The organism is Micromonospora sp. CPCC 205739 (assembly GCF_036906795.1).
Classification (GTDB): Bacteria; Actinomycetota; Actinomycetes; order Mycobacteriales; family Micromonosporaceae; genus Micromonospora.
In genome coordinates this window covers 306,363-327,490 of sequence record NZ_JBAKHS010000001.1, presented here as the reverse complement: position 1 = coordinate 327,490, position 21,128 = coordinate 306,363, and the positions used below count along the sequence as shown (strand labels likewise).

Sequence of the window (21,128 nt, the reverse complement as noted above, 5' to 3'; positions counted from 1 at the left end):
GTGCCGACATGGCCCGTTTCCTGATCAAGCGGATCTTCTCCGCCACCCTCACCCTCTTCGTGGTGAGCGTGCTGACCTTCCTGATGTTCTTCGCGCTGCCCCGCGACCCGGTCAGCGGCATGTGCCCGAAGAACTGCAACCCGGAGCGGCTGGAGCGGGTCCGCGAGGAGCTGGGGCTGCGCGACCCGCTCGTCACCCAGTACGCCGGCTACATGAAGGGCATCGTCACCGGCCGGGACCTGGGCAGCGCCCAGGGTGGCCGGTGCGACGCGCCCTGCCTGGGCTGGTCGTACGTGGCCAACGAGGCGGTCTCCGACACCATCGCCCGGGTGCTGCCGGTGACCCTGAGCATCGTGATCCCGGCGGCGATCCTCTGGCTGCTGCTCGGGGTCGGCCTCGGCATGGTCTCCGCGCTGCGCCGGGGCACCTGGGTGGACCGGGCGGCGATCGGCTTCTCGCTGACCGGCGCGTCGTTGCAGCTCTACTTCGTCGGCGCGGTGCTGATGCTGGTCTTCGTCTACACGACGCGCCTGCTGCCGGTGCCCGGCTACACGTCGATCCTCGACAACCCGTTGAAGTGGGCGAGCGGGCTGGTACTCGCCTGGGTCGCGCTGGCCTTCCTCTTCTCCGCGATCTACGCCCGGTTGTCCCGGGCCCAGATGCTGGAGACGCTCTCGGAGGACTTCGTCCGGACCGCGCGGGCCAAGGGCCTGGCCAAACCCCAGGTGTACGGGCGGCACGCGCTGCGCGCGGCGATCACCCCGGTGGTGACCATCGCCGGCCTGGACGTCGGCGGAGCGCTGGGCGGCACGGTGATCACCGAGCTGACCTTCGGCCTGACCGGGCTGGGGCGTACCGCCGTGGACGCGGTCAAGGCCGGTGACCTGCCCACCATCATGGCCACCGTGCTGATCTCGGCCTTCTTCGTGGTGGTGGCCAACCTGGTGGTGGACCTGCTCTACGCCGCGATCGACCCCCGGGTTCGGCTCGGCTGACGCCGTCGCGCGTTCGGACACCCGCCCCGGGTGGCGTCAAAATTTATCGACAACTGTTACACAACTCGAAGGTTTTCTTCTTTACGATCCTCGGGACGTCGGCGGTTTCCCGCCCGGCGCCCGCAGAGCACACGGTGGAGGAGGTACGACATGCGACCACGGGTGGCGGCAGCCGCATCCGGCGCCATCGCACTGGTTGTGGCGTTGGGCGCGTGCACGAAGAACACGGACGACGGTCCGGTGGTGGACAACAACCGGAAGCAGACCGGGGTGATCGCGACCGACCCCAAGGACTCCCAGGGGCCTGCGGCCGAGGTGGACGGCGCCCAGAAGGGCGGCACCTTCACCATCATCCGGGAGACCCCCATCTCCCACCTGGACCCGCAGCGGACTTACTCGTTCGCCGGCCTGATGGCCAACCCGCTCTTCGCCCGCTACCTGACCACCTGGAAGGACGACGGCAAGGGCGGCCTGGTGCTCGTCGGTGACCTGGCCGAGACGCCCGGCACCAACGTCAACAACGACTGCAAGGTCTGGGAATTCAAGATCAAGGACGGGGTGAAGTTCGAGGACGGCAGCCCGATCACCGCCAAGGAGATCGCGTACGGCATCGCCCGTTCCTTCGACCCCGACCTGCCCGGCGGCCCGACCTACATCCAGGAGTGGCTGGCCGACACCGCGCAGTTCGACACCAAGTGGGACTTCAAGAAGAACAAGACCGGGCTGCCCCCGGGGCTGACCGCGCCGGACGCGAAGACGCTGCGCTTCGAGTTCGCCAAGCCCCGCTGCGACCTGCCGTTCGCCGTCTCGCTGCCGACCACCGCGCCGCTCAAGCCGGAGATGGACACCGGCGTCAACCTGGACCAGAAGCCCTTCTCGTCCGGGCCGTACAAGGTCGCCAAGCACCAGGTCGGCGTGCAGCTGACCCTGGACCGCAACCCGCACTGGGACCCGAAGACCGACCCGGTGCGCCACCAGTACCCGGACCAGTTCGTCTGGACCTTCGGCCCGACCGCGGACGCCGCCAACAACCGGGTGATCGCCGACAACGGCGCCGACCAGAGCGCGCTGGCCTGGAACTTCGTGCCCGCCTCGCTGGTCGCCAAGGTCGCCGGTGACGCCAACCTGAAGTCGCGGAGCATCCTCTCCCCGACGCCGAGCGCCAACCAGCTGGTCATCAACACCCAGCGGGTCACCGACCTCAAGGTCCGGCAGGCGCTCAACTACGCCATCGACCGGGACGGCCTGATCAAGACCATCGGTGGCTCCACCGTGGCGGCCCCGCTGACCACGCTGATGCCGCCGGCGACGATCGGCTACAAGGCGTACGACGCGTACCCGGCGGGCGCCAGCGGCGACATCGACAAGGCCAAGGAACTGCTCGGCGGTCAGACCCCGCAGCTCGTCCTCGGTGCCTCCGACGACTCGGAGGAGCAGGAGATGGCCACCCAGATCAAGAGCAACCTGGAGAAGGCCGGCTTCAAGATCACGATCCGGAACATCCCGGACGACGCCAAGCTCGACGAGATCAAGAAGAAGAACAACCCCTGGGACCTGTACATCGGCAACTGGGCGGCGGACTGGCCGAGCGGCGCGTCCATCCTGCCGGTGCTCTACGACGGCCGGTCGATCAAGGCCGAGGGCAACAGCAACCAGTCCTACTTCAACGACCCGGCGATCAACGCCGAGTTCGACCGGATCCTGGCCATGCCCCCGGCCGACCAGGGCGCGGAGTGGGGCAAGCTCGATGAGCGGATCATGAAGGAGCACGCCCCGGTGGTGCCGCTCTACGTCGACGTGGCCTACGTCGTGCACGGCTCCAAGGCTGGCGGTGTCTTCATCTCCAGCGTCTTCGGCTACCCGGCCTTCGTCAACGCGCACGTCAAGCAGTAACCCGCGGTAGGGACGGGCCCCGGTCGACAACGGTGTCGGCCGGGGCCTTCCGCGTGTCAGAGGTGCGTGCGCAGGAAGTCCAGTTCCAGCCGCAGCAGCCGCTCGGAGAGCCCGTCCGCGGCCAGGTGGCTGGCCCCGGTCAGCGGCAGCACCGCGTGCGGGCGCCCGGCGGCCAGCAGCGCCGCCGACAGCCGCAGCGTGTGCGCGGCCACCACGTTGTCGTCGACCAGGCCGTGCACCAGCAGCAGCGGCCGGGCCTGCTCCGCCTCCCCGAGCGGCTCGGCGGCCAGCTCCACCAGCGAGTGGTGGCCGTACACGTCGATGCCGTCGTCCGGCAGGCCCAGGTAGCGCTCCGTGTAGGCGGTGTCGTACAGGTGCCAGTCGGTGACCGGGGCCCCGGCGATGCCGCAGCGGAACAGCTCCGGATGGCGCAGCACCGCCAGCCCGGCCAGCCAGCCGCCGAACGACCAGCCCCGGATCGCCACCCGGTCGAGGTCCAGGTCTGGGTGCTTGCCCGCCAGCGCGGTCAGCGCGTCCACCTGATCGGCGAGGATCACGTCGGCCAGCCGGCGGTGCACCGCCTTCTCGAACGACGGCGCCACCCCGGGGGTGCCCCGGTTGTCGACGGTCACCACCGCGAAGCCGCAGTCGGCCCACCACTGCCGCTCCAGCCAGACCGCCCGCGCCGCCACCACCTCCTGGTGCCCGGGGCCGCCGTAGACGTCGAGCAGCACCGGCAGCCGGGTGCCCTTGACGTGGTCGCTCGGGTAGAGCACCCCGGACGGCAGCCGCCGGTCGGTCACCCGGACCAGCATCGGGCGCGGGGCGTACGGCGGGGTGGCGGCCAGCGACCGCAACTGGGCCACCTCGCGGTCGCCCCGCCAGACCGACCAGCTCGTCCCGGCGTCGTCCAGCGAGGCGCTGCCCACCACCAGCACGTCGCCGCCGACCGCGGCGGTGTGCCAGCCGGGGGTGCCGCTCATCCGGCGGGCGTCCACGCCGCCGCCGATCACCGTGCGGACCCGGTACAGGTGGCGCTGGCTCGGCTCGCCCTCGCTCGCCTCGACCAGCAGGTCCGCCGGGCCGTTGCCCGTCGGCAGCCGTCCCACCACCCGGCGTACGTAGAGCGACGGCGGGGTGAGCAGGGTGCCGTCGGCGAAGAGGCAGCGCGCGTCGTACCCGTCGTGGGCCAGCTCCCCGCCGACCAGCACCCGGCCGTCGGGCAGGTGCGCCGGGGTGCCGGGGATCGGCTCCACCCAGCGCGGGTCGGCCAGCTCGGCGTGCACCTGCGTCTCCCCGGTACGCGGGTCGACGGCCAGCACCAGGCCGTGCTGCTGCGAGCGGCGCAGCACCGTGATCAGCGGCCCGCCGTCGGCCCAGCCCACCGAGGCCAGGTAGGGGTAGGTCTCGCGGTCCCAGTGCACGTCGACCCAGCCACCGTCGAGGTCCAGCAGATGCAGGCTGACCTCGGCGTTCGGGCCGCCCGCCCGGGGGTACGCGACGGTGGTCGGCGGGCTCGTCGGGTCGGCCGGGTCGTGCAGGTGCCAGACCGGCAGCCGGGACTCGTCCACCCGGGCGGCGAGCACCGCCCGGCCGTCCGGCGCCCACCAGTAGCCCCGGAACCGGTCGAACTCCTCGGCCGCGACGTGCTCCGCCAGCCCCCAGGTCACGCCGGAGTCCTCGCCGGCCAGCAGGTTGTCGGTGCCGTCGGACTCGACCACCCGCAGCTGGCCCCGCCGGACCCCCTCGGCGGCGTCGGTGACGTACGCCAGTCGCTCGCCCGTCGGGTCCGGCCGTGGGTCGATCACCGGCCCGACGGTGTTCACCTCGACCACGTCGCCGTGCACCAGGTCGGCCCGGAACAGCCGCCCGGCCAGCGCGAAGACCGCCACCCGACCGGCCGCGTCGAGGGCGTACGAGCCGATGCCGGCGCTGCTGAGCCGCAGCCGCTCGCGCAGCGCCCGCTCGCCGGGGGCGAGCGTCCCCGACGCGGCCTCGCTCCCGAGTAGGACGGCCGGGTCGGCGATCAGGCGTTCCTCGCCGCCGGCGACGTCGAGCGACCAGAGCGCCTCGGCCGGATCCTCGGGACCGCCCGAGCGGAGGAAGACCACCCGGGAGCCGTCGTCCGCCACGGAAACGGCGCGCGGCGCCCCGTTGCTGAACCGACGGGTGCGGGCGGCCAGCTCGGGAAAGTCCACAGCTCGGATCGTAGAGCGGGCTCGGGCGTGATGTGGCCGACCTGGGCGGACGCGTCCGCCTCGGCCGACGCAGACCGCCGGTTAGAGTGACGGTCGTGACGACGCTGCCCGACCGACGCCTGTTGCTGGTCCACGCGCACCCCGACGACGAGTCCATCGGCACCGGCTCGACGATGGCGTGGTACGCCGCCGACGGCGCCCACGTCACGCTGGTGACCTGCACGCTCGGCGAGGAGGGCGAGATCCACGTGCCGGAGCTGGCGCAGCTCTGCGCGGCCGAGGCCGACCAGCTCGGCGGCTACCGGATCGGCGAGCTGGCGGCGGCCTGCGCCGCGCTCGGCGTCACCGACCACCGCTTCCTCGGTGGCGCCGGTCGCTACCGCGACTCCGGCATGATGGGCCTCGCCACCAACGAGCACCCCCGGGCCTTCTGGCAGGCCGACCTCGACGAGGCCGCCGGGCACCTGGTGGAAATTATGCGCGAGGTCCGCCCACAGGTCATGATCACGTACGACCCGAACGGCTTCTACGGCCACCCCGACCACATCCAGGCCCACCGGGTGGCGATGCGGGCGCACGAGCTGGCCGCCGCCGAGGGCTGCGCCCCGGCCAAGGTCTACTGGACGGCCATGCCGCGCAGCGTGCTGGAGGCCGGCCTGACCCAGTTCACCGAGGCGGCGGACAACCCGTTCGACGGCATCGGCAGCATCGACGAGCTGCCCTTCGGCACGCCGGACCCGGAGATCGCCGCCCGGATCGACGCCACCGACCAGCACGCCGCCAAGGAGGCGGCGATGCGCGCGCACGCCACCCAGATCCCGGCCAACTCGTGGCTGTACTCGATCGCCGGCAACTTCGGCGCCGAGTTCATGGGCGTGGAGTACTTCACCCTCGCGGTGGGCGAGAAGGGCCCCGGCAAGGGCCCGTACGGCTGGGAGGACGACCTCTTCGCCGGGCTGCTCACGGACGGCCCGGACCGCTCCCCGGTCGCGGTGGCCGGGCTCCGGTGACCCTGCCCGCCGCGCCGATGCCGGTCATCGAGGAGCAGGTCGCGCCGACGCCGCCGCCGGGCCGGTCCACGCGGCTGGTCGACGTCGCCCTGCGGATCGCCGGTGGGCTGGTGTCGGTGGTCGGCGGGGTGCTGGTGGCCCTGCTCGGGCTGCTGCTCTCCACCGTCCGGGTGGGCGGCCACCTGATCGGGGTCTCGGTGCTGGTCACCATCGGTGCGGCGATCGCGGTGAGCTGGTTCGCGTACACCACGGTGGGCCGGAAATGGGCGGTCGCGCTGCCCGCGCTGCCGTGGTTCGTGCTGATGGCCGTGGCGGCGGTCCGCACCACCGAGGGCGACCTGCTCGTCGCCGGGGACAACTGGGTGGGGCTGGGCATGATCACCGCCGGGGCGATGACCTTCGCGGTGATGGCGTTCCGGCAGATCCTCGGCCCGCCGCAGCGACGTCACGACGGGTGATGACGCCACACCGGCTGTGGTGGTAGACATTCCTGCCAGAAGGCCCGCCACTGGGGCGGGCGGTACGGCGGGAGGCGTGCGATGGGGAATCGGTGGCGCGCGGTCGGCGTGCTCGCGGGGGCGCTGTTCGCGGTCAACGTGGTGGCTCGGGTGATCATCAAACTCGGCTTCGACGGGAACGACACCGCCGCCGACCGGGTATCGCTGGGCATGTTCGTGGTGATCGGGCTGATCCTCGCCGGGGTGGTCTTCGTCCAGGGTCGTACCCGTCCGCTCGGGCGCTGGGGCGCCGACGTGGGTGCGGCGGTGAGCGCGGCGCTGCTGCTGACCGTGCTGGTCGGGCCGCTGCTGGTCGGCGACAACCCGTTCGGCGGGGGCGCCGGGCTCTTCTTCGCCCAGATCTGGCTCTACCTGCTGGCCACCGGGGCCGGCGTGGCGATCGGCTACCTGGTGCTCACCGCACTCGGCCTCGACCACCGCTCGCAGCAGCTCAAGCGGTACGCCGAGGTCAAGCTGGCCAAGCCCCGCCGAGTCGTCCGCCGCTGACCCGTCGGGCCGTCCGGTCCCGTCCCGATCGCCGGGTCCACTCGTCGCTCCGGCGGGTCGGGGCGTGGGTGGCGACGTTGGTGTGAGCGACATTCCTGAGAGGCATATTTATGCCTCTCAGGAATGTCGCTCGTTGTGGTGTGTTCGTTCTCCCGCCGGGCCGGGCCGGGCCTGAGCCGGGGCCGGGGCCGAACCGGAGCCGAGCCAGAAGGGGAGCCGGGGCTCGACCCGGCCGGGTGTCTCGTTGACGCTCCCCCGACCCGGTGCCGCCGCCCGTCTAGCGGGCGGGGGAGGAAGCCGGGTCCCGAGCGTCCGTTCCCGGCAGCGGTGGGGTGTCCACCGCCGCGTCGGCCGCGCCGTTCCCGGCGGTGAGCACGGTGCCCTCCGGGGTGACCACCTCGTCGACCGGCTCCATCTCCGCCGGCACCATCGAGGTGAGCACCCGGTCGGCGGTCTCCAGGGTCAGCGTCGATCCGGTCCGCTCGTCCGGGGTCCGGACCGGCTGCCGGTCGGTGACGTCCCCGGCCGCGTCGTCGCGGCCGGACCGGGGCTGCGGGACACGGGCGCCGGGGCGCGTGGCCTCCGGCGTCGTCGACTCGGACACCGCCTCCTCCAGCTCCGCCGCGCGCCGCTCGACCTCCTCGACCTCTGTGGCCAGTGGCGTCACGTCCGCCAGCTCCGCCGCGCGCCGCTCCACCTCCGCCAGCTCCACCTCCGGGGCTGCCAGCTCCGGCGCGCCCGGCCGGGGACGACGCGAGCGTTCCGCGGTGGCCGACTTGCCGCCGGAGCCCGAGCCGCCGGAGTTGGACCGGCCGGGCTTCGAGGAGCCGGAGTTCGACCGGCCGTTGTTCGAGCTGCTGGAGTCGGAGCGGCCGGAGTTTGAGCGGGACGTGCGGCCGGTGCCGGAGCGGGTGGTCTTGCGGCCCTCGCGCAGCGCCGTGATCAGGGCGTCGACGAGTTCGTCCTTGCGCATGTCGGCGGTGCCGGTGATGCCGCGTCGGCGGAGTCGGTCGCGGAGCTGGTCGACCTTGAGCCGGGCGATCTCGCTCTCGTTGACGTCGGGGGTGTTCGGGGTCTGGTTGCCCGGCTGCTCGCCGGTTCCGCCGCCACGGGAACCGGAGTTCGAGCCGGACGTGCGGCCGGTACCGGAGCGGGTGGTCTTGCGGCCCTCGCGCAGCGCCGTGATCAGGGCGTCGACGAGTTCGTCCTTGCGCATGTCGGCGGTGCCGGTGATGCCGCGTCGGCGGAGTCGGTCGCGGAGCTGGTCGACCTTGAGCCGGGCGATCTCGCTCTCGTTGATGTCCGGGGTGTTCGGAGTCTGGTTGCCGGGGACGTTCTTCGTCGCGGCCGAGCCGCTGGCGCGCCCCGATGCGTTGCGCGTGGCCATCGAGCAGGTCCTTCCTGGTCCGGGGTCCTGACGGGTCGCGACGTGCGTCGTGCCGCGTCCGGTCCTTCCCGTACCCCGAACGACCTGCGGGAACCTCCCGGTCCTCAGTCCGGGGCGACGCGGGTCAGGTAGGTGTGGTGGGTGGTGAAGCCCAGCCGCCGGTAGAGCGTCACCGCGGCGGTGTTGCGCTGTTCCACCTGGAGGAAGGCGTGCGTCGCCCCCTCCGCCAGGCCCCAGTCGACCAGGGCCCGCATCACCCGGACGGCCAGTCCGCGCCGCCGGGCCTCGGGCACCACCTCGATCAGGCTGAGCCCGAGCCAGCGTCCCTGCCCGGTGACGGTGCCCCGGCCGATCGCGACCAGCGTGCCGTCGGCGTACACGTGGGCGAAGCGGACCCGGTCCACGGCGGTGAGCACGTGCCGCGCGGCGTCCGGGAGGCCGCCCTTGCGGCCGGCGGCGATCGCGAGCCAGTCCTGCGACGGCGCGGCGGCCAGCTCGACCGGCGGCGAGCCGGCCCGGTCCGGTTCGGCCGGCGGCACCGCGGCGAGGGCGACGGTCTGCACCAGCACCGGCGGCCGGCTGCCCCAGCCCCGGGCGTCCAGCTCCGCGCCGACCGGCGCGGCCAGCGGCAGCGGAGTGTTCACCATGGCCGGTTGGCCGTGCTCGGCGTACCAGCGTTCCACCGCGTCCACGGCGGCGGGCAACGGCCGGTCCGGGTCGCCCACCGGCAGCGCCGAGTTGGCCCGGCCGCTCCAGCCGGCGGCGGCGCGCAGCAGCCAGTCGCCCAGCCGGCCCCGGACAGCGGCCGGCCAGGCCTCGTCGGAGGCCAGCTCCAGCTCCACCACCGCGGCGGCGGTCGGCCGGCGGGTCGGGGGGACCCGCTTGGCCCGGTGCACCTCGGTCACCGGCACCCGCAACCGGCCCTGCGTGGTGGCGAGAGTGAGATGGGTCTCGGTCAGCTCGACCAGCTCGCCGAGAGCGTCCGAGAAGAGGGGCCGGCCCTCACGAATCCCCACAATGCGGCGCACCACGATCCGGTGGCCCACGTCCTGCTGTCGGAGCACGATCGACCTCCTCCCCGGCGAGATACTAGGCTCTTACCGTCGCGGGTGATCGCGGCGAGTCTGCGGAGGAGAAGACCGGTGACCTACATCATCGCCGAGCCGTGCGTGGATGTGCTCGACAAGGCATGCATCGAGGAGTGCCCGGTCGACTGCATTTACGAGGGCAATCGGATGCTCTACATCCACCCCGACGAGTGCGTCGACTGTGGTGCCTGTGAGCCGGTCTGCCCGGTCGAAGCCATCTTCTACGAGGACGACGTCCCGGAGCAGTGGAAGGACTACACCGGGGCCAACTACGAGTTCTTCGAGGACCTGGGCTCCCCGGGTGGCGCGTCGAAGATCGGCAAGGTGGAGAAGGACGCCACCTTCGTCGCCGCCCAGCCGCCGCGCGGAGAGGGCCACTGAACCGGCCCGCGCCGGTCTCGTCGCGGCTGCCCGAGTTCACCTGGGACACGCTGGACGCCGCGGCCACCCTGGCCGCGGCGCACCCGGACGGTCTGATCAACCTCTCGATGGGCACGCCGGTCGACCCGGTGCCCCCGGTGATCCGGCAGGCGCTGGCGGACGCGTCCGACGCGCCGGGCTACCCCCTGACCGCCGGCACCCCCGCGCTGCGGGACGCCATCGCGGCCTGGGTGGCGCGGTCCTGCGGGGCGGGCGTGGACGGGCTCGGGGTGCTCCCCACGATCGGCTCCAAGGAACTGGTCGCCTGGCTGCCCACGCTGCTCGGCATCGGCCCCGGTGACGTGGTCGTGGTGCCGTCGATCGCCTACCCGACGTACGAGGACGGGGTCCGGCTGGCCGGTGCCACGACCGTACGCGCCGACTCGCTGACCGCCGTCGGCCCGACCTCCCGGGTACGCCTGGTCTGGGTCAACTCGCCCGGCAACCCGACCGGTCGGGTGCTGCCCGCCGCCCACCTGCGCAAGGTGGTCGACTGGGCCCGCGAGCGGGGCGCCGTGGTGGCCAGCGACGAGTGCTACCTGCCGCTGGGCTGGACGGCCGACGCCGAGCCGGTCTCGGTGCTCTCGCCCGAGGTCTGCGGCGGCTCGTACGACTCGGTGCTGGCGGTGCACTCGCTCTCCAAGCGCTCCAACCTGGCCGGCTACCGGGCCGGCTTCGTCGCCGGTGACCCGGCGCTGGTCGCCGAGCTGCTCAAGATCCGTAAGCACGCCGGCATGATCGTGCCCGCGCCGGTGCAGGCCGCCATGGTGGCCGCGCTCTCCGACCAGGCGCACGCCGACGAGCAGCGGGAACGCTACCGGGCCCGGCGGGAGACGCTGTTCGCCGCGTTCACCGGCGCCGGCTTCACGGTGGAGCATTCCGAGGCCGGGCTCTACCTGTGGATGACCCGGGGCGAGGACTGCTGGGACACGGTCGACTGGCTGGCCCGCCGGGGCATCCTGGTCGCCGCCGGCGTCTTCTACGGCCCCGGCGGCGCCCAGCACGTCCGGGCCGCGCTGACCGAGTCCGACGCGCACGTCGCCGCGGTCGCCGCCCGGCTCGCGCAGGCCTGAGGCGCCGATGGGCGGGGCCGGCGGGGTGCTCCGGGCGGCGGTGGTCGGCACCGGGCTGATCGGCGGTTCGGTGCTGCTCCGGCTGCACGCCGCCGGGCTGGACGTGGCCGGCTGGGACCCGGACGAGGCGACCCGGCGGCAGGCCCGGCGGGTCGGCGTACCCATGCCGGAGCGGCTGGTCGACGCGGTGGCCGACCGGGACGTGGTCTTCCTCTGCGGGCCGCTGCCCACCCTGCCGCAGACCCTGGTGGAGGTGGCCGCGGTGACTGGCGAGGACTGCCTGCTGACCGACGTCGGCAGCACCAAGGCGGAGCTGGCCGCGTTCGCCGCCGCGCGGGGGCTGACCCACCGGTTCGTCCCCGGTCACCCGATGGCCGGCACCGACCGGGCCGGCCTCACCGCCGCGGTGCCGGGGCTCTTCGACGACGCCGCGTGGGTGCTCTGCCCCGCCCCGGGGCGCGGCCTGGCCGCCTTCCGCCGGCTCACCGTGCTGGTCATGGAGGTGTTCGCCGCCCGGGTGGTGCCGATGGCGGCCGACCGGCACGACGCGGTCGTCGCGCTCGCCTCGCACGTGCCGCACCTGCTCGCCGGCGCCCTCGCCGGCGCGGCCGAGCGCTCCCCGCTGCGCGACGCGGTCCTCGGCCTCGCCGCGGGCAGCTTCCGCGACGGCACCCGGGTCGCCGGTACGCCGCCGGAGCGGACGGCGAACATGCTGCTCTCCAACCGGGCGGAGGTGCTGGTCGCGCTGAGTTCGGTCACCTCCTTCCTGGACGAGTTGGCCGCCGCGCTGCGCGCCGACGACCGGGCCGCGCTCACCGCCCGGCACGCCGAGGGCACCAACGCGCGGTCCGCGCTGGCCGGCCGGGCCACGGTCGAGCTGCGGCAGGTCTTCCCGCTGGCCGGCGACGGGGACGCGGAGCTGCGCTTCCTGCACGAGCTGGGCGCGGCCGGCGGCCACCTCGACGGGTGCCGGACGACCGGCGACGAGGTCGAGTACTCGGCCCGCCGGTTGGTCGTGGAATCGGGCGGCCCACCGACCCCGCCGCTAGGGTGAGGGCGTGACGGACGGACCGGTCGTGGCGGTGCGAGGCGAGGCGTACCGGGAGGTCGCGCCCGAGCTGGCCCGCTTCCAGGTGACCGCGACGGCCCGCGAGCGGGACCGCGAGGTCACCCTGACCCGGCTCGCCGAGCGGGCCGCCGCCGTACGGGTGCTGCTCGACGAGCACGCCGCCGCTCTCGACCGCCGAGAGGCCGGTGACCTTCGGGTACGCCCCGAGACGAACCGCTCCGGCGAGCGGGTGGTCGGCTACCACGGCAGCGTCACCACCGCCGTCACCGTCACCGACTTCACCGTCCTCGCCGAGCTGATGCTGCGCCTGGCCGACCAGGAGCAGGTCGAGGTGGCCGGTCCCTGGTGGTCGCTGCGGCCGGACAGCCCGGCCCACCGGGAGGCCCGGCACGCCGCCATCGCCGACGCGCTGCACCGTGCCCGGGAGTACGCCGACGCGCTGGGCTCCCGGCTGACCGCCCTGCTGGAGCTGGCCGACGCCGACGACGGGTTCGCCCCGATGGCGACCGGCGCCGCGTTCTCCCGTATGGAGAAGGGCGCGCCGCCCGAGCTGGAGTTGGACCCGCAGCCGCAGACCGTGCACGCCGTGGTGCGGGCCCGGTTCCGGATCAGCGACCCGGTCCTGCCCTGATGACCGAGGCCACCGCGCTTCCGCTCGACGACCTGCTGGCCCGGGCCCGGGCCCTGGCCGAGGCCGGTCCCCGGCAGCTGCTCGGCATCGCCGGCGCGCCCGGGGCGGGCAAGTCCACCCTCGCCGAGCGGATCGTCGCGGCCGTCGGCCCGAGCGCCCGGCTGGTGCCGATGGACGGCTTCCACCTGGCCCAGGCGGAGCTGGAGCGGTTGGGCCGGGCCGCGCGCAAGGGGGCGATGGACACCTTCGACGCCAACGGGTACGTCTCGCTGCTGCGCCGCCTGCGCCGGCTGGAACCGACCGCGGTCTACGCGCCGCTGTTCCGCCGGGACCTGGAGGAGCCGGTGGCCGGGGCGATCGAGGTGCCGCCCTCGGTGCGGCTGGTGGTGACCGAGGGCAACTACCTGCTGCTCACCGACCCGCCGTGGGACGAGGTGCGGCAGCTGCTGCACGAGACGTGGTTCCTCGACCTGGACGCCGAGTCGCGGCTGCGCCGGCTGGTCGCCCGGCACGAGGCGTACGGGCGGACGCCGGAGCAGGCGGCGGCCTGGGCGCACGGCAGCGACGAGGCCAACGCCGCCCTGGTCCGCGGCACCGCACACCACGCCGACCTGGTGGTACGCCTGACCGACCCGCTGCCGGGGTGACGGGACCCTCCGCAGCAGCAGCCGGGCGAGTGCACCCCTGACGCCCGGTTCCGCCCACCCTCCGAACCGCGGTTTCAGCAGCTCGGCGGCTACTCCAGGGTGCGTACCGGTCGGGCGGGGTTACCGACGGCGACCACGTTGGGTGGCAGGTCCTTCGTCACCACGGCACCGGCGCCGACCACGGTGTTCGCGCCGACGGTGACCCCGGCGAGCACGATGGCCCCGCCGCCGAGCCAGACGTTGTCGCCGATGGTGATCGGTGCCGCGGCCTCCCACTTGTCCCGGCGGGGCCCCGGCTCGACCGGGTGGGTGGGGGTGAGCAGCTGCACGTTCGGTCCGATCTGGACGTCGGCACCGATGGTGATCCGGGCGACGTCGAGGAAGACCGCGTTGAAGTTCACGAAGCAGCGCGGCCCGAGGTGGATCTGCCAGCCGTAGTCGCAGTAGAACGGCGGGCGCACCCAGGTGTCCTCGCCGAGCGAGCCGAGCAGCTCACGCAGCGCGGCCAAGCGCCCCTGCGGGTCGGTGGCGGCGCTGGTGTTGAAACGCTCCATCAGCTGGGCCGCGCGGTCGAGGTCGGCGATGATCTCGGGCTCGTTGGCGATGTACGGCTCGCCGGCGAGCATCCGTTCCCTCATGGACGTCACCGGCCGATCATCCCTGGCCGGGCCCGCCCCGAGTGCCGGGACCGTCATATTCCGGACTTCATTTTACATACCCGGTATGTATTCTGTTCCCTGTCAATGTGACTCCCGTCTATGAGGACGCTTCACGAGGAGGATCCGTTGCACCGATCCCGAAGAAAAACCGTCGCGCTCGGTCTCGTGCTCGGCCTGGCGCTCGGCACCCCGGCCACCGCATCGGCCGCCGCGCCGGCCCCGGCCGATCCGGCCCGGGCAGCCCGCCCCGCCGGGACACCGCCGACGGCGACCGGAGCGTCGACCAGCGTCACCCTGCTCACCGGGGACCGGGTCACCGTCACCGCCTCCGGCGACGCCGCCGTCCGGCCCGCCGCCGGCCGGGGTGACGTGCGATTCGTGGTACGCCGGGAGCGCGGCCACCTCACCGTGGTGCCACAGGACGCCCTGCCGCTCGTCCGCTCCGGCAAGGTGGACCGTCGGCTCTTCGACGTCACCGAGCTGATCTCCGCCGGCTACGACGACGCCCGCCGCGACGACCTGCCGCTGCTGGTGTCGTACGCCTCGGGCGAGGCCCGGCGCGGCGTGGCCGCGCTGCCCGGCACCCGGGTGACCCGGGACCTGCCGGCGATCCGCGGCGCGGCCCTGACCGCCGGCAAGTCCACCGCCAACGACGTGTGGGCGGCGGTCACCACCGGCTCCACCGGCACCCGGCTCGGCGCGGCGGGGGGCGTCGAGCGGATCTGGCTCGACGGCCGGCGTCGGGTCACCCTGGACCACAGCGTTCCCCAGATCGGGGCGCCCACCGCGTGGTCGGCCGGCTTCACCGGCAAGGGCGTCACCGTCGCGGTGCTGGACACCGGCGTCGACGCGGCCCACCCGGACCTGACCGGCAAGGTGGCCGAGTCGCGCAACTTCACCGAGGTCACCGACGACCGGGACACCGTCGGCCACGGCACCCACGTCGCCTCGACCATCGCCGGCAGCGGCGCCGCGTCGGGCGGGAAGTACAAGGGCGTGGCCCCGGACGCCACGCTGCTCAGCGGCAAGGTCTGCGAGGACATCGGCTGCAGCGACTCGGCCATCCTGGCCGGCATGCAGTGGGCCGCCGTCGACAAGCGGGCCGCCGTGGTCAACATGAGCCTCAGCGGCTGGGACTCCCCGGAGGTCGACCCGCTGGAGGAGGCGGTGCAGACGCTGACCGCCGAGACCGGCACCCTCTTCGTCACCGCCGCCGGCAACGCCGGTGCCGACGGCTCCGTCGGCTCGCCGGCCAGCGCCGACGCCGCGCTCGCCGTCGGCGCGGTGGACCGCGACGACCAGCTCGCCGACTTCTCCAGCCGCGGGCCCCGGGTCGGCGACGACGCGATCAAGCCCGACATCACCGCGCCCGGCGTCGACATCGTCGCCGCCCGCGCCGCCGACGGCGTCATCGGCGACCCGGTGGGGGAGAAGTACGTCGCGCTCTCCGGCACCTCGATGGCCACCCCGCACGTGGCCGGCTCGGTGGCGCTGCTGGCCCAGCAGCACCCGGACTGGAAGGCCGGCCAGTTCAAGTCGGCCCTGATGGCCGCGGCGAAGCCGCACCCGGCGCAGAGCGCGTACGAGCAGGGAGCCGGCCGGGTCGACCTGACCCGCGCGATCGGCCAGCAGGTGACCAGCGACCCGGTGAGCGTCTCCTTCGGCCGCGCGCTCTGGCCGCACGGCGACGACGCGCCGATCACCCGCACGGTGGCCTGGCGCAACGCCGGCCCGAACCCGGTCACCCTGGACCTCACCGTCGAGGTCACCGGTCCGGGTAACCGGCCGGCGCCGGCCGGCATGTTCCGCCTCGGCGCGACGCGGGTGACCGTGCCGGCAGGCGGCCGGGCGGAGACCACCGTCACCGCCGACACCCGGCTCGGTGAGGTCGACGGCTACTGGACCGGCCGGGTCGTGGCCCGCTCCGGCGCCACCGTCGCGGTGACCCCGGTGGCGGTGAACCGGGAGGTGGAGAGCTACACCCTGACGCTGACCCACCTGGACCGGTCCGGCAAGACGACGGGCGACTACTACACCAGCCTGGCCGGGCTGGACCGCTTCGACATCCGGGACGCCTACGACCCGGACGGCGTGGCCCAGGTGCGGCTGCCCAAGGGGCGCTACGGCCTGAGCGCGCTCATCTTCGAGCCCGCCCCCGAGGGCGAAGCCGGCGGGCTCACCATGTTGGCTCAGCCCGAGCTGACCGTCGACCGCGACCTGACGCTCACGGTGGACGCTCGGCGGGGCAAGCCGGTCCTGACCACGGTCCCGAAGCCGGACGCGGCGCCGCTGCTGATCGACGTCAGCGCGGTCTTCTTCGGCGACGAGGGCATCTACAACTTCGGGCTCTGGGCCGACAGCTTCGCCGGCCTGACCACCGCCCAGCTCGGCAGCCCGGTCTCCGCCGACCGGTTCGTCTCGACGGTCAGCAGCCAGTGGGCCGACCGGGAGGCGGCGAACAGCCCCTACCTGTACGCGCTGAGCGAGGCCATCCCCGGTCGGATGCCCACCGGCTTCGTCCGGCACTACCGCAAGGGTGACCTGGCCACCGTGGTGCACCGGTTCCGGGGCGGCTACCCGGGGATGACCGCCGAGCGGATCGTCATCCCGGTGCTGGAGTACAACACCGGCGCCTCGGCGATCATCCTGCCGACCGAGGTGCCCGGGGAGCGGGTGGAGCACTACAACACCAGGGGCGTGCGGTGGGAGTCCGAGATCGACTTCGGGGTGGTCGGCGAGGACGGCTGGCTGGAACCGAAGGCGGCGCTCTTCTCCGTGCCAACCGCCTACAAGGCGGGGCGGACGGTCCGCGAGACCTGGAACCAGGCCCCGTACGGGCCGTCCTTCCCGGCCCCGCGCTGGCCGGAGGAGAGCGTCACCCGCACCGGTGACCTCATCTTCGTCGGCCTGCCGGTGCACAGTGACGCCGCCGGGCACCCCGGCGGGTCGATCACCGACACCGCCCGGACCGCCCTGTGGCGCAACGGGAAGCTGGTCGGCGAGACCGAGTACGCCGGCTACGGCGAGTTCACGGTGCCGCGCGCGGCGGCCGACTACAAGCTGACCGTCTCGGCCACCCGCAGCTTCACCGACCTGAGCACCGAGGTGGAGTCGACGTGGACCTTCCGGTCCGGTCACGTCGCCGGTGAGACCCCGGCCCGGCTGCCGCTGATGGCGGTGCGTTTCGCCCCGCCGCTGCGGGTCGACAACAGCGCGCCGGCCGACCGCCTCTTCGCCGTGCCGGTGCAGGTGCAGCGGCAGCCCGGGGCACCGGCAGCCGGGGTGGAGAAGCTGACCGTCGACGCCTCGTACGACGGCGGGAAGACCTGGCACAAGGCCGCCGTGCTCAAGGTGCCCGGCAAGGGCTGGGCCGCGCTGCTGCGGCACCCGGCCGGCCCCGGTCACGTGTCCCTGCGGGCGACCGCCCGGGACACCGCCGGCAACACGGTGACCCAGCGGATCGTCCAGGCTTACCGCCTGCGGTGATCAGGGCCGGGCCCGCGGTCTCACCGCCGCGGGCCCGGACGCCGGTCGGGGTCGGGGCGGTTCGCCCCGGCCCCGACTCCGTCAGTCGTTGGCGTGCAGCGCGGCGTTCAGCTCGATGCCCTTGCCGGCGCGCTGCTTCGCCTCCAGCGCCCCGGTGACCGAGTTGCGCCAGAAGAGCAGCCCGTCCACGCCGGAGAGCTCGCGGGCCTTCACCACCCGCCCGTCGGGCAGGCTGATCTTCGAGGCGGCGGTGATGTAGCAGCCCGCCTCGACCACGCAGTCGTCGCCGAGCGAGATGCCGACGCCGGCGTTGGCGCCGATCAGGCTCCGCTCGCCGATGCTGACCTTCTCGGTGCCGCCGCCGGAGAGGGTGCCCATGATCGACGCGCCGCCGCCGATGTCGGAGCCGTCACCGACCAGCACGCCCTGCACGATGCGCCCCTCGACCATGGAGGTGCCCAGCGTGCCGGCGTTGAAGTTGACGAAGCCCTCGTGCATCACGGTGGTGCCGGCGGCCAGGTGCGCGCCGAGCCGGACCCGGTCCGCGTCGGCGATCCGCACGCCGGAGGGGACCACGTAGTCGGTCATCCGGGGGAACTTGTCCAGCCCGTACACCGCGAGGTGGCGGCCGGCGGCCCGCTCGATCACCCGCAACTCGTCGACCCGCTCCGGCGGGCACGGCCCGGCCGAGGTCCAGGCCACGTTCGCCAGCTTGCCGAAGATGCCGTCGAGGTTGAGCTCGTTGGGCCGCACCAGGCGGTGGGAGAGCAGGTGCAACCGGAGGTACGCGTCGGCGGCGTCCTTGATCGGGTCGTCCAGCGAGCCGATCACCGTGGTCACCTCGACCGTACGCAGACCCGGCAGCGCCCGCTCGCCAATCGCGCCCGGCGGCAGGTCGAGCACGTCGGCCTGGTCCTCGCCGGGGACCAGCGGCAGCTCGCCGAGTCCGAGCTTGCCGGTCGGGTACCAGGTGTCGAGCACCTGGTCGTCAGCGGTGACGGTGGCCAGGCCGATGCCCCAGGCGGGTACTGCGGACGTCACTGTTACACCTCTCGTTAGCGGCTGCGGGGCACGCGGGCGCACTCTCCGCGCACACCGAATTTGACGGTACCGTGCCCAGCATGGAGAACCCGCTGACCCCCGAGGTCTTGGCTGATCCGGTGGCGCTGACCCGTGCCCTGGTCGACATAGAGTCCGTCTCCCTCAACGAGAAGGCCATCGCCGACTGCGTCGAGGAGGTGCTGCGGGGCGTGCCGCACCTGGCCACGTTCCGGCACAACAACACGGTGATGGCCCGTACCGACCTGGGCCGGGCGTCCCGGGTGGTGCTCGCCGGCCACCTGGACACGGTGCCGCTGAACGACAACTTCCCGTCCACGATGCGCGGCGACCTGATGTACGGCTGCGGCACCTCGGACATGAAGTCCGGCGTGGCGTTCGCGCTGCACCTGGCGGTGACGCTGCCCGACCCCCGCTACGACGTGACGTACTTCTTCTACGAGGCCGAGGAGATCGAGTCGCGGTACAACGGGCTCACCCTGGTCGCCCAGGCGCACCCGGAGTGGCTGGAGGCCGACTTCGCGGTGCTGCTGGAGCCGACGTACGGGATCGTCGAGGCCGGCTGCCAGGGCACCATGCGGGCGGTCGTCACCACCCGCGGCGAGCGCGCCCACGCCGCCCGCTCCTGGCACGGCGTGAACGCCATCCACGGTGCGGGCGAGGTGCTGCGTCGGCTGGGGGCGTACGAGGGCCGGCGGGTCACCATCGAGGGCTGCGACTACCGGGAGGGGCTGAACGCCGTCCGGATCACCGGCGGGGTGGCCGGCAACGTCATCCCGGACCACTGCGAGATCGAAATCAACTACCGGTACGCCCCGGACCGTGACCCGGCGGGCGCCGAGGCGCACCTGCGGGAGGTCTTCGCCGGCTTCGACCTGACGGTGACCGACGCGGCGGCGGGCGCGGCGCCCGGGCTGGAGTCGCCGGCGGCGCAGGAGTTCCTCGCCGCCGTCGGGGCCGCGCCGATCGGCAAGCTGGGCTGGACGGACGTGGCCCGGTTCGCGGCGATGGGCATCCCGGCGCTGAACTTCGGCCCCGGCGATCCCAACCTGGCCCACCACAAGGACGAGCACGTCGAGATCACCAAGATCCGCGACGGCGCCGCGACCCTGCACCGCTGGCTCGCCGCCTGACCCCCGCACCCGGCCCCGGCTCGGCTCGGCCGGTCCGGCGCGCTCGGTGATCAAGAGGTTTGCGTCTCGAAGGACGCTTCAGGGAGACACAAACCTCTTGATCACCACGGGTCGGCCGGCGGGGCCGGCGGGTGCGCCCGGGGCTCGGGGCCGTGGGCGCGGCGGTGGGTCGTCAGGCCGTGGTCAGGGCGGGAGTGTCGGTGGTGCCGGCGTCGGCGGACGGTGCCGCCGGGGACTCCAGCTGTCGGGCGCGGCGGCGCTCGGCCACCACGTCCCGGATGCGCCGCTGCATCTGCCGGCGGATCCGCATCCGCTCGTTGTTGTTGATCACGCTTGCTCCTCCCCCGAAGGCGCGCGCCGGGGCATACCCGGTATGTGAATAGTAAGACGTGCGAGCGACAGAATTAGTTGCCCAAGATCGCGAACTTTTTCTCCGGCTCGCCTGGCACCGCACCCGGCCGGTGCCGCTCCACTACGGTTGCTCCCATGAGCCAGAGCAACGGGCGGCAGCCGGGCCGCGATCCGGAGCGGCACCGGGGCGCGGTCACGCTGCGCCGCGGCGCGATCCCGACCAGCACCGCCGACCAGCGGCTGCTCGACTCCCGGGGCCGGGGCGACTGGAAGACCAAGGACGCCTGGCGCGCACTGCGGATCCTCTCCGAGTTCGTGGAGGGCTTCGACACCCTGGCCGACCTGCCGCCCGCCGTCAGCGTCTTCGGCTCCGCCCGCAGCACCCCGGACAGCCCCGAGTACGCGCTGGCCCGGGAGCTCGGGGCCGCCCTGGCCCGCGCCGGCTACGCCGTGATCACCGGAGGCGGGCCGGGCGTGATGGAGGCGGCCAACCGGGGAGCCAGCGACGCCGGTGGGCTCTCCGTCGGGCTCGGCATCGAACTCCCCTTCGAGCAGGGGATCAACGACTGGGTCGACCTGGCCATCGACTTCCGGTACTTCTTCGCCCGCAAGACCATGTTCGTCAAGTACGCCCAGGCGTTCGTGGTGCTGCCCGGCGGCTTCGGCACCATGGACGAGCTCTTCGAGGCGCTCACCCTGGTGCAGACCGGCAAGGTCACCCGGTTCCCGGTGGTGCTGATGGGCAGCGCGTACTGGCGGGGGCTGCTGGACTGGCTGCGGGACAGCATGGCCGCCGAGGGCAAGATCGGGCCGGTCGACCTGGAGCTGATCTGCCTCACCGACGACGTGGACGCCGCCGTCCAGCACATCGTCGAGGCGGAGGCCGCCCTCTCCGCCGAGCAGGAGGCCGTACGCGAGGAGGCCGTCGCGCGGGGCGCCGCCGACCGGCAGGCCGCCACGGACAGCACGGGCAGCGGCGGACCGGCCGGCCCGAGCGGGTCGGGCGCGGGCCGGAAGGGCTGAGT

General features: G+C 73.5%; 19 protein-coding genes. 13 read left to right on the top strand and 6 right to left on the bottom strand.

All coding sequences use genetic code 11. From position 1 onward, the window contains the following. Positions 1-8: 8 nt before the first annotated feature. Both V6U88_RS01530 and V6U88_RS01525 read left to right on the top strand, forming a co-directional pair. Positions 9-995, top strand: coding sequence for an ABC transporter permease (locus tag V6U88_RS01530; protein ID WP_334449214.1), 987 nt, complete (start codon positions 9-11; stop codon positions 993-995). Positions 996-1,145: 150 nt separating this feature from the next. Then, on the top strand, positions 1,146-2,888 hold the full coding sequence (locus tag V6U88_RS01525; protein ID WP_334449212.1) for an ABC transporter substrate-binding protein: 1,743 nt from the start codon (positions 1,146-1,148) through the stop codon (positions 2,886-2,888). 56 nt (positions 2,889-2,944) lie between these two features. Here the strand turns inward: V6U88_RS01525 and V6U88_RS01520 are convergent, their stop codons facing one another. Continuing rightward, positions 2,945-5,086 carry a S9 family peptidase gene (locus V6U88_RS01520; protein WP_334449210.1) on the bottom strand — a complete coding sequence of 714 codons (2,142 nt, stop codon included), beginning with the start codon at positions 5,084-5,086 and terminating at the stop codon, positions 2,945-2,947. An 86-nt stretch (positions 5,087-5,172) separates the two neighbouring features. Between V6U88_RS01520 and mshB the strand changes: the two genes are divergently transcribed. The 3 genes from mshB to V6U88_RS01505 all read left to right on the top strand — a co-directional run bounded on the left by mshB (position 5,173) and on the right by V6U88_RS01505 (position 7,100). Next, positions 5,173-6,096 (top strand): N-acetyl-1-D-myo-inositol-2-amino-2-deoxy-alpha-D-glucopyranoside deacetylase, encoded by a 924-nt coding sequence (gene mshB / locus V6U88_RS01515; RefSeq protein ID WP_334449208.1) that lies wholly within the window; start codon positions 5,173-5,175, stop codon positions 6,094-6,096. Between the two features lie 17 nt (positions 6,097-6,113). Next, positions 6,114-6,554 carry a hypothetical protein gene (locus V6U88_RS01510; protein WP_334449873.1) on the top strand — a complete coding sequence of 147 codons (441 nt, stop codon included), beginning with the start codon at positions 6,114-6,116 and terminating at the stop codon, positions 6,552-6,554. Between the two features lie 81 nt (positions 6,555-6,635). Beyond that, positions 6,636-7,100, top strand: coding sequence for a hypothetical protein (locus V6U88_RS01505; RefSeq protein ID WP_334449206.1), 465 nt, complete (start codon positions 6,636-6,638; stop codon positions 7,098-7,100). Between the two features lie 277 nt (positions 7,101-7,377). Here the strand turns inward: V6U88_RS01505 and V6U88_RS01500 are convergent, their stop codons facing one another. Both V6U88_RS01500 and V6U88_RS01495 read right to left on the bottom strand, forming a co-directional pair. Then, on the bottom strand, positions 7,378-8,487 hold the full coding sequence (locus tag V6U88_RS01500) for a hypothetical protein (RefSeq protein ID WP_334449204.1): 1,110 nt from the start codon (positions 8,485-8,487) through the stop codon (positions 7,378-7,380). Positions 8,488-8,591: 104 nt separating this feature from the next. Continuing rightward, on the bottom strand, positions 8,592-9,551 hold the full coding sequence (locus V6U88_RS01495; RefSeq protein WP_334449202.1) for a GNAT family N-acetyltransferase: 960 nt from the start codon (positions 9,549-9,551) through the stop codon (positions 8,592-8,594). Between the two features lie 78 nt (positions 9,552-9,629). Between V6U88_RS01495 and fdxA the strand changes: the two genes are divergently transcribed. Genes fdxA through V6U88_RS01470 form a run of 5 tightly spaced genes read left to right on the top strand, consistent with a single transcriptional unit; the run spans position 9,630 to position 13,415 of the window. Beyond that, positions 9,630-9,956 carry a ferredoxin gene (gene fdxA / locus V6U88_RS01490; RefSeq protein WP_007464872.1) on the top strand — a complete coding sequence of 109 codons (327 nt, stop codon included), beginning with the start codon at positions 9,630-9,632 and terminating at the stop codon, positions 9,954-9,956. Next, positions 9,953-11,068, top strand: coding sequence for a succinyldiaminopimelate transaminase (dapC, locus tag V6U88_RS01485; RefSeq protein ID WP_334449872.1), 1,116 nt, complete (start codon positions 9,953-9,955; stop codon positions 11,066-11,068). Before fdxA ends, dapC begins: the two co-directional genes overlap by 4 nt. A 7-nt stretch (positions 11,069-11,075) precedes the next feature. Continuing rightward, on the top strand, positions 11,076-12,122 hold the full coding sequence (locus tag V6U88_RS01480; protein WP_334449185.1) for a prephenate dehydrogenase: 1,047 nt from the start codon (positions 11,076-11,078) through the stop codon (positions 12,120-12,122). Positions 12,123-12,126: 4 nt separating this feature from the next. Then, entirely contained in the window at positions 12,127-12,768 is a 642-nt protein-coding gene (locus V6U88_RS01475; protein ID WP_334449184.1) for an SIMPL domain-containing protein, read from the top strand. Then, on the top strand, positions 12,768-13,415 hold the full coding sequence (locus V6U88_RS01470; RefSeq protein ID WP_334449183.1) for a nucleoside/nucleotide kinase family protein: 648 nt from the start codon (positions 12,768-12,770) through the stop codon (positions 13,413-13,415). Before V6U88_RS01475 ends, V6U88_RS01470 begins: the two co-directional genes overlap by 1 nt. An 89-nt stretch (positions 13,416-13,504) precedes the next feature. On the opposite strand, the gene V6U88_RS01465 is transcribed toward V6U88_RS01470, so the two are convergent. Next, positions 13,505-14,062 carry a sugar O-acetyltransferase gene (locus V6U88_RS01465; protein WP_334449181.1) on the bottom strand — a complete coding sequence of 186 codons (558 nt, stop codon included), beginning with the start codon at positions 14,060-14,062 and terminating at the stop codon, positions 13,505-13,507. Between the two features lie 111 nt (positions 14,063-14,173). Here V6U88_RS01465 and V6U88_RS01460 point away from each other — a divergent pair, with 111 nt between their 5' ends. Continuing rightward, positions 14,174-17,560: a S8 family serine peptidase gene (locus V6U88_RS01460; RefSeq protein ID WP_442934550.1), complete on the top strand. Its 3,387-nt coding sequence runs from the start codon at positions 14,174-14,176 to the stop codon at positions 17,558-17,560. A gap of 81 nt (positions 17,561-17,641) precedes the next feature. On the opposite strand, the gene dapD is transcribed toward V6U88_RS01460, so the two are convergent. Further along, positions 17,642-18,601 (bottom strand): 2,3,4,5-tetrahydropyridine-2,6-dicarboxylate N-succinyltransferase, encoded by a 960-nt coding sequence (dapD, locus tag V6U88_RS01455; RefSeq protein WP_334449177.1) that lies wholly within the window; start codon positions 18,599-18,601, stop codon positions 17,642-17,644. An 80-nt stretch (positions 18,602-18,681) separates the two neighbouring features. Here dapD and dapE point away from each other — a divergent pair, with 80 nt between their 5' ends. Continuing rightward, positions 18,682-19,752, top strand: coding sequence for a succinyl-diaminopimelate desuccinylase (gene dapE, locus V6U88_RS01450; RefSeq protein ID WP_334449176.1), 1,071 nt, complete (start codon positions 18,682-18,684; stop codon positions 19,750-19,752). A 172-nt stretch (positions 19,753-19,924) separates the two neighbouring features. Here the strand turns inward: dapE and V6U88_RS01445 are convergent, their stop codons facing one another. Then, positions 19,925-20,083: a hypothetical protein gene (locus tag V6U88_RS01445; protein ID WP_334449175.1), complete on the bottom strand. Its 159-nt coding sequence runs from the start codon at positions 20,081-20,083 to the stop codon at positions 19,925-19,927. A gap of 155 nt (positions 20,084-20,238) precedes the next feature. Here V6U88_RS01445 and V6U88_RS01440 point away from each other — a divergent pair, with 155 nt between their 5' ends. After that, the gene (locus tag V6U88_RS01440) at positions 20,239-21,126 is read left to right on the top strand and encodes a TIGR00730 family Rossman fold protein (protein ID WP_334449174.1); all 888 of its coding nucleotides are present in this window, start codon (positions 20,239-20,241) and stop codon (positions 21,124-21,126) included. Positions 21,127-21,128: the final 2 nt, after the last annotated feature.

Excerpts from the sequence above, each read along its gene's own strand:
- V6U88_RS01530 (WP_334449214.1), top strand. The coding sequence starts at position 9 with ATGGCCCGTTTCCTGATCAAGCGGATCTTCTCCGCCACCCTCACCCTC.
- V6U88_RS01525 (WP_334449212.1), top strand. The coding sequence starts at position 1,146 with ATGCGACCACGGGTGGCGGCAGCCGCATCCGGCGCCATCGCACTGGTT.
- V6U88_RS01510 (WP_334449873.1), top strand. The coding sequence starts at position 6,114 with ATGCCGGTCATCGAGGAGCAGGTCGCGCCGACGCCGCCGCCGGGCCGG.
- V6U88_RS01505 (WP_334449206.1), top strand. The coding sequence starts at position 6,636 with ATGGGGAATCGGTGGCGCGCGGTCGGCGTGCTCGCGGGGGCGCTGTTC.
- V6U88_RS01500 (WP_334449204.1), bottom strand. The coding sequence starts at position 8,487 with ATGGCCACGCGCAACGCATCGGGGCGCGCCAGCGGCTCGGCCGCGACG.
- V6U88_RS01480 (WP_334449185.1), top strand. The coding sequence starts at position 11,076 with ATGGGCGGGGCCGGCGGGGTGCTCCGGGCGGCGGTGGTCGGCACCGGG.
- V6U88_RS01470 (WP_334449183.1), top strand. The coding sequence starts at position 12,768 with ATGACCGAGGCCACCGCGCTTCCGCTCGACGACCTGCTGGCCCGGGCC.
- V6U88_RS01460 (WP_442934550.1), top strand. The coding sequence starts at position 14,174 with ATGAGGACGCTTCACGAGGAGGATCCGTTGCACCGATCCCGAAGAAAA.
- dapE (WP_334449176.1), top strand. The coding sequence starts at position 18,682 with ATGGAGAACCCGCTGACCCCCGAGGTCTTGGCTGATCCGGTGGCGCTG.
- V6U88_RS01440 (WP_334449174.1), top strand. The coding sequence starts at position 20,239 with ATGAGCCAGAGCAACGGGCGGCAGCCGGGCCGCGATCCGGAGCGGCAC.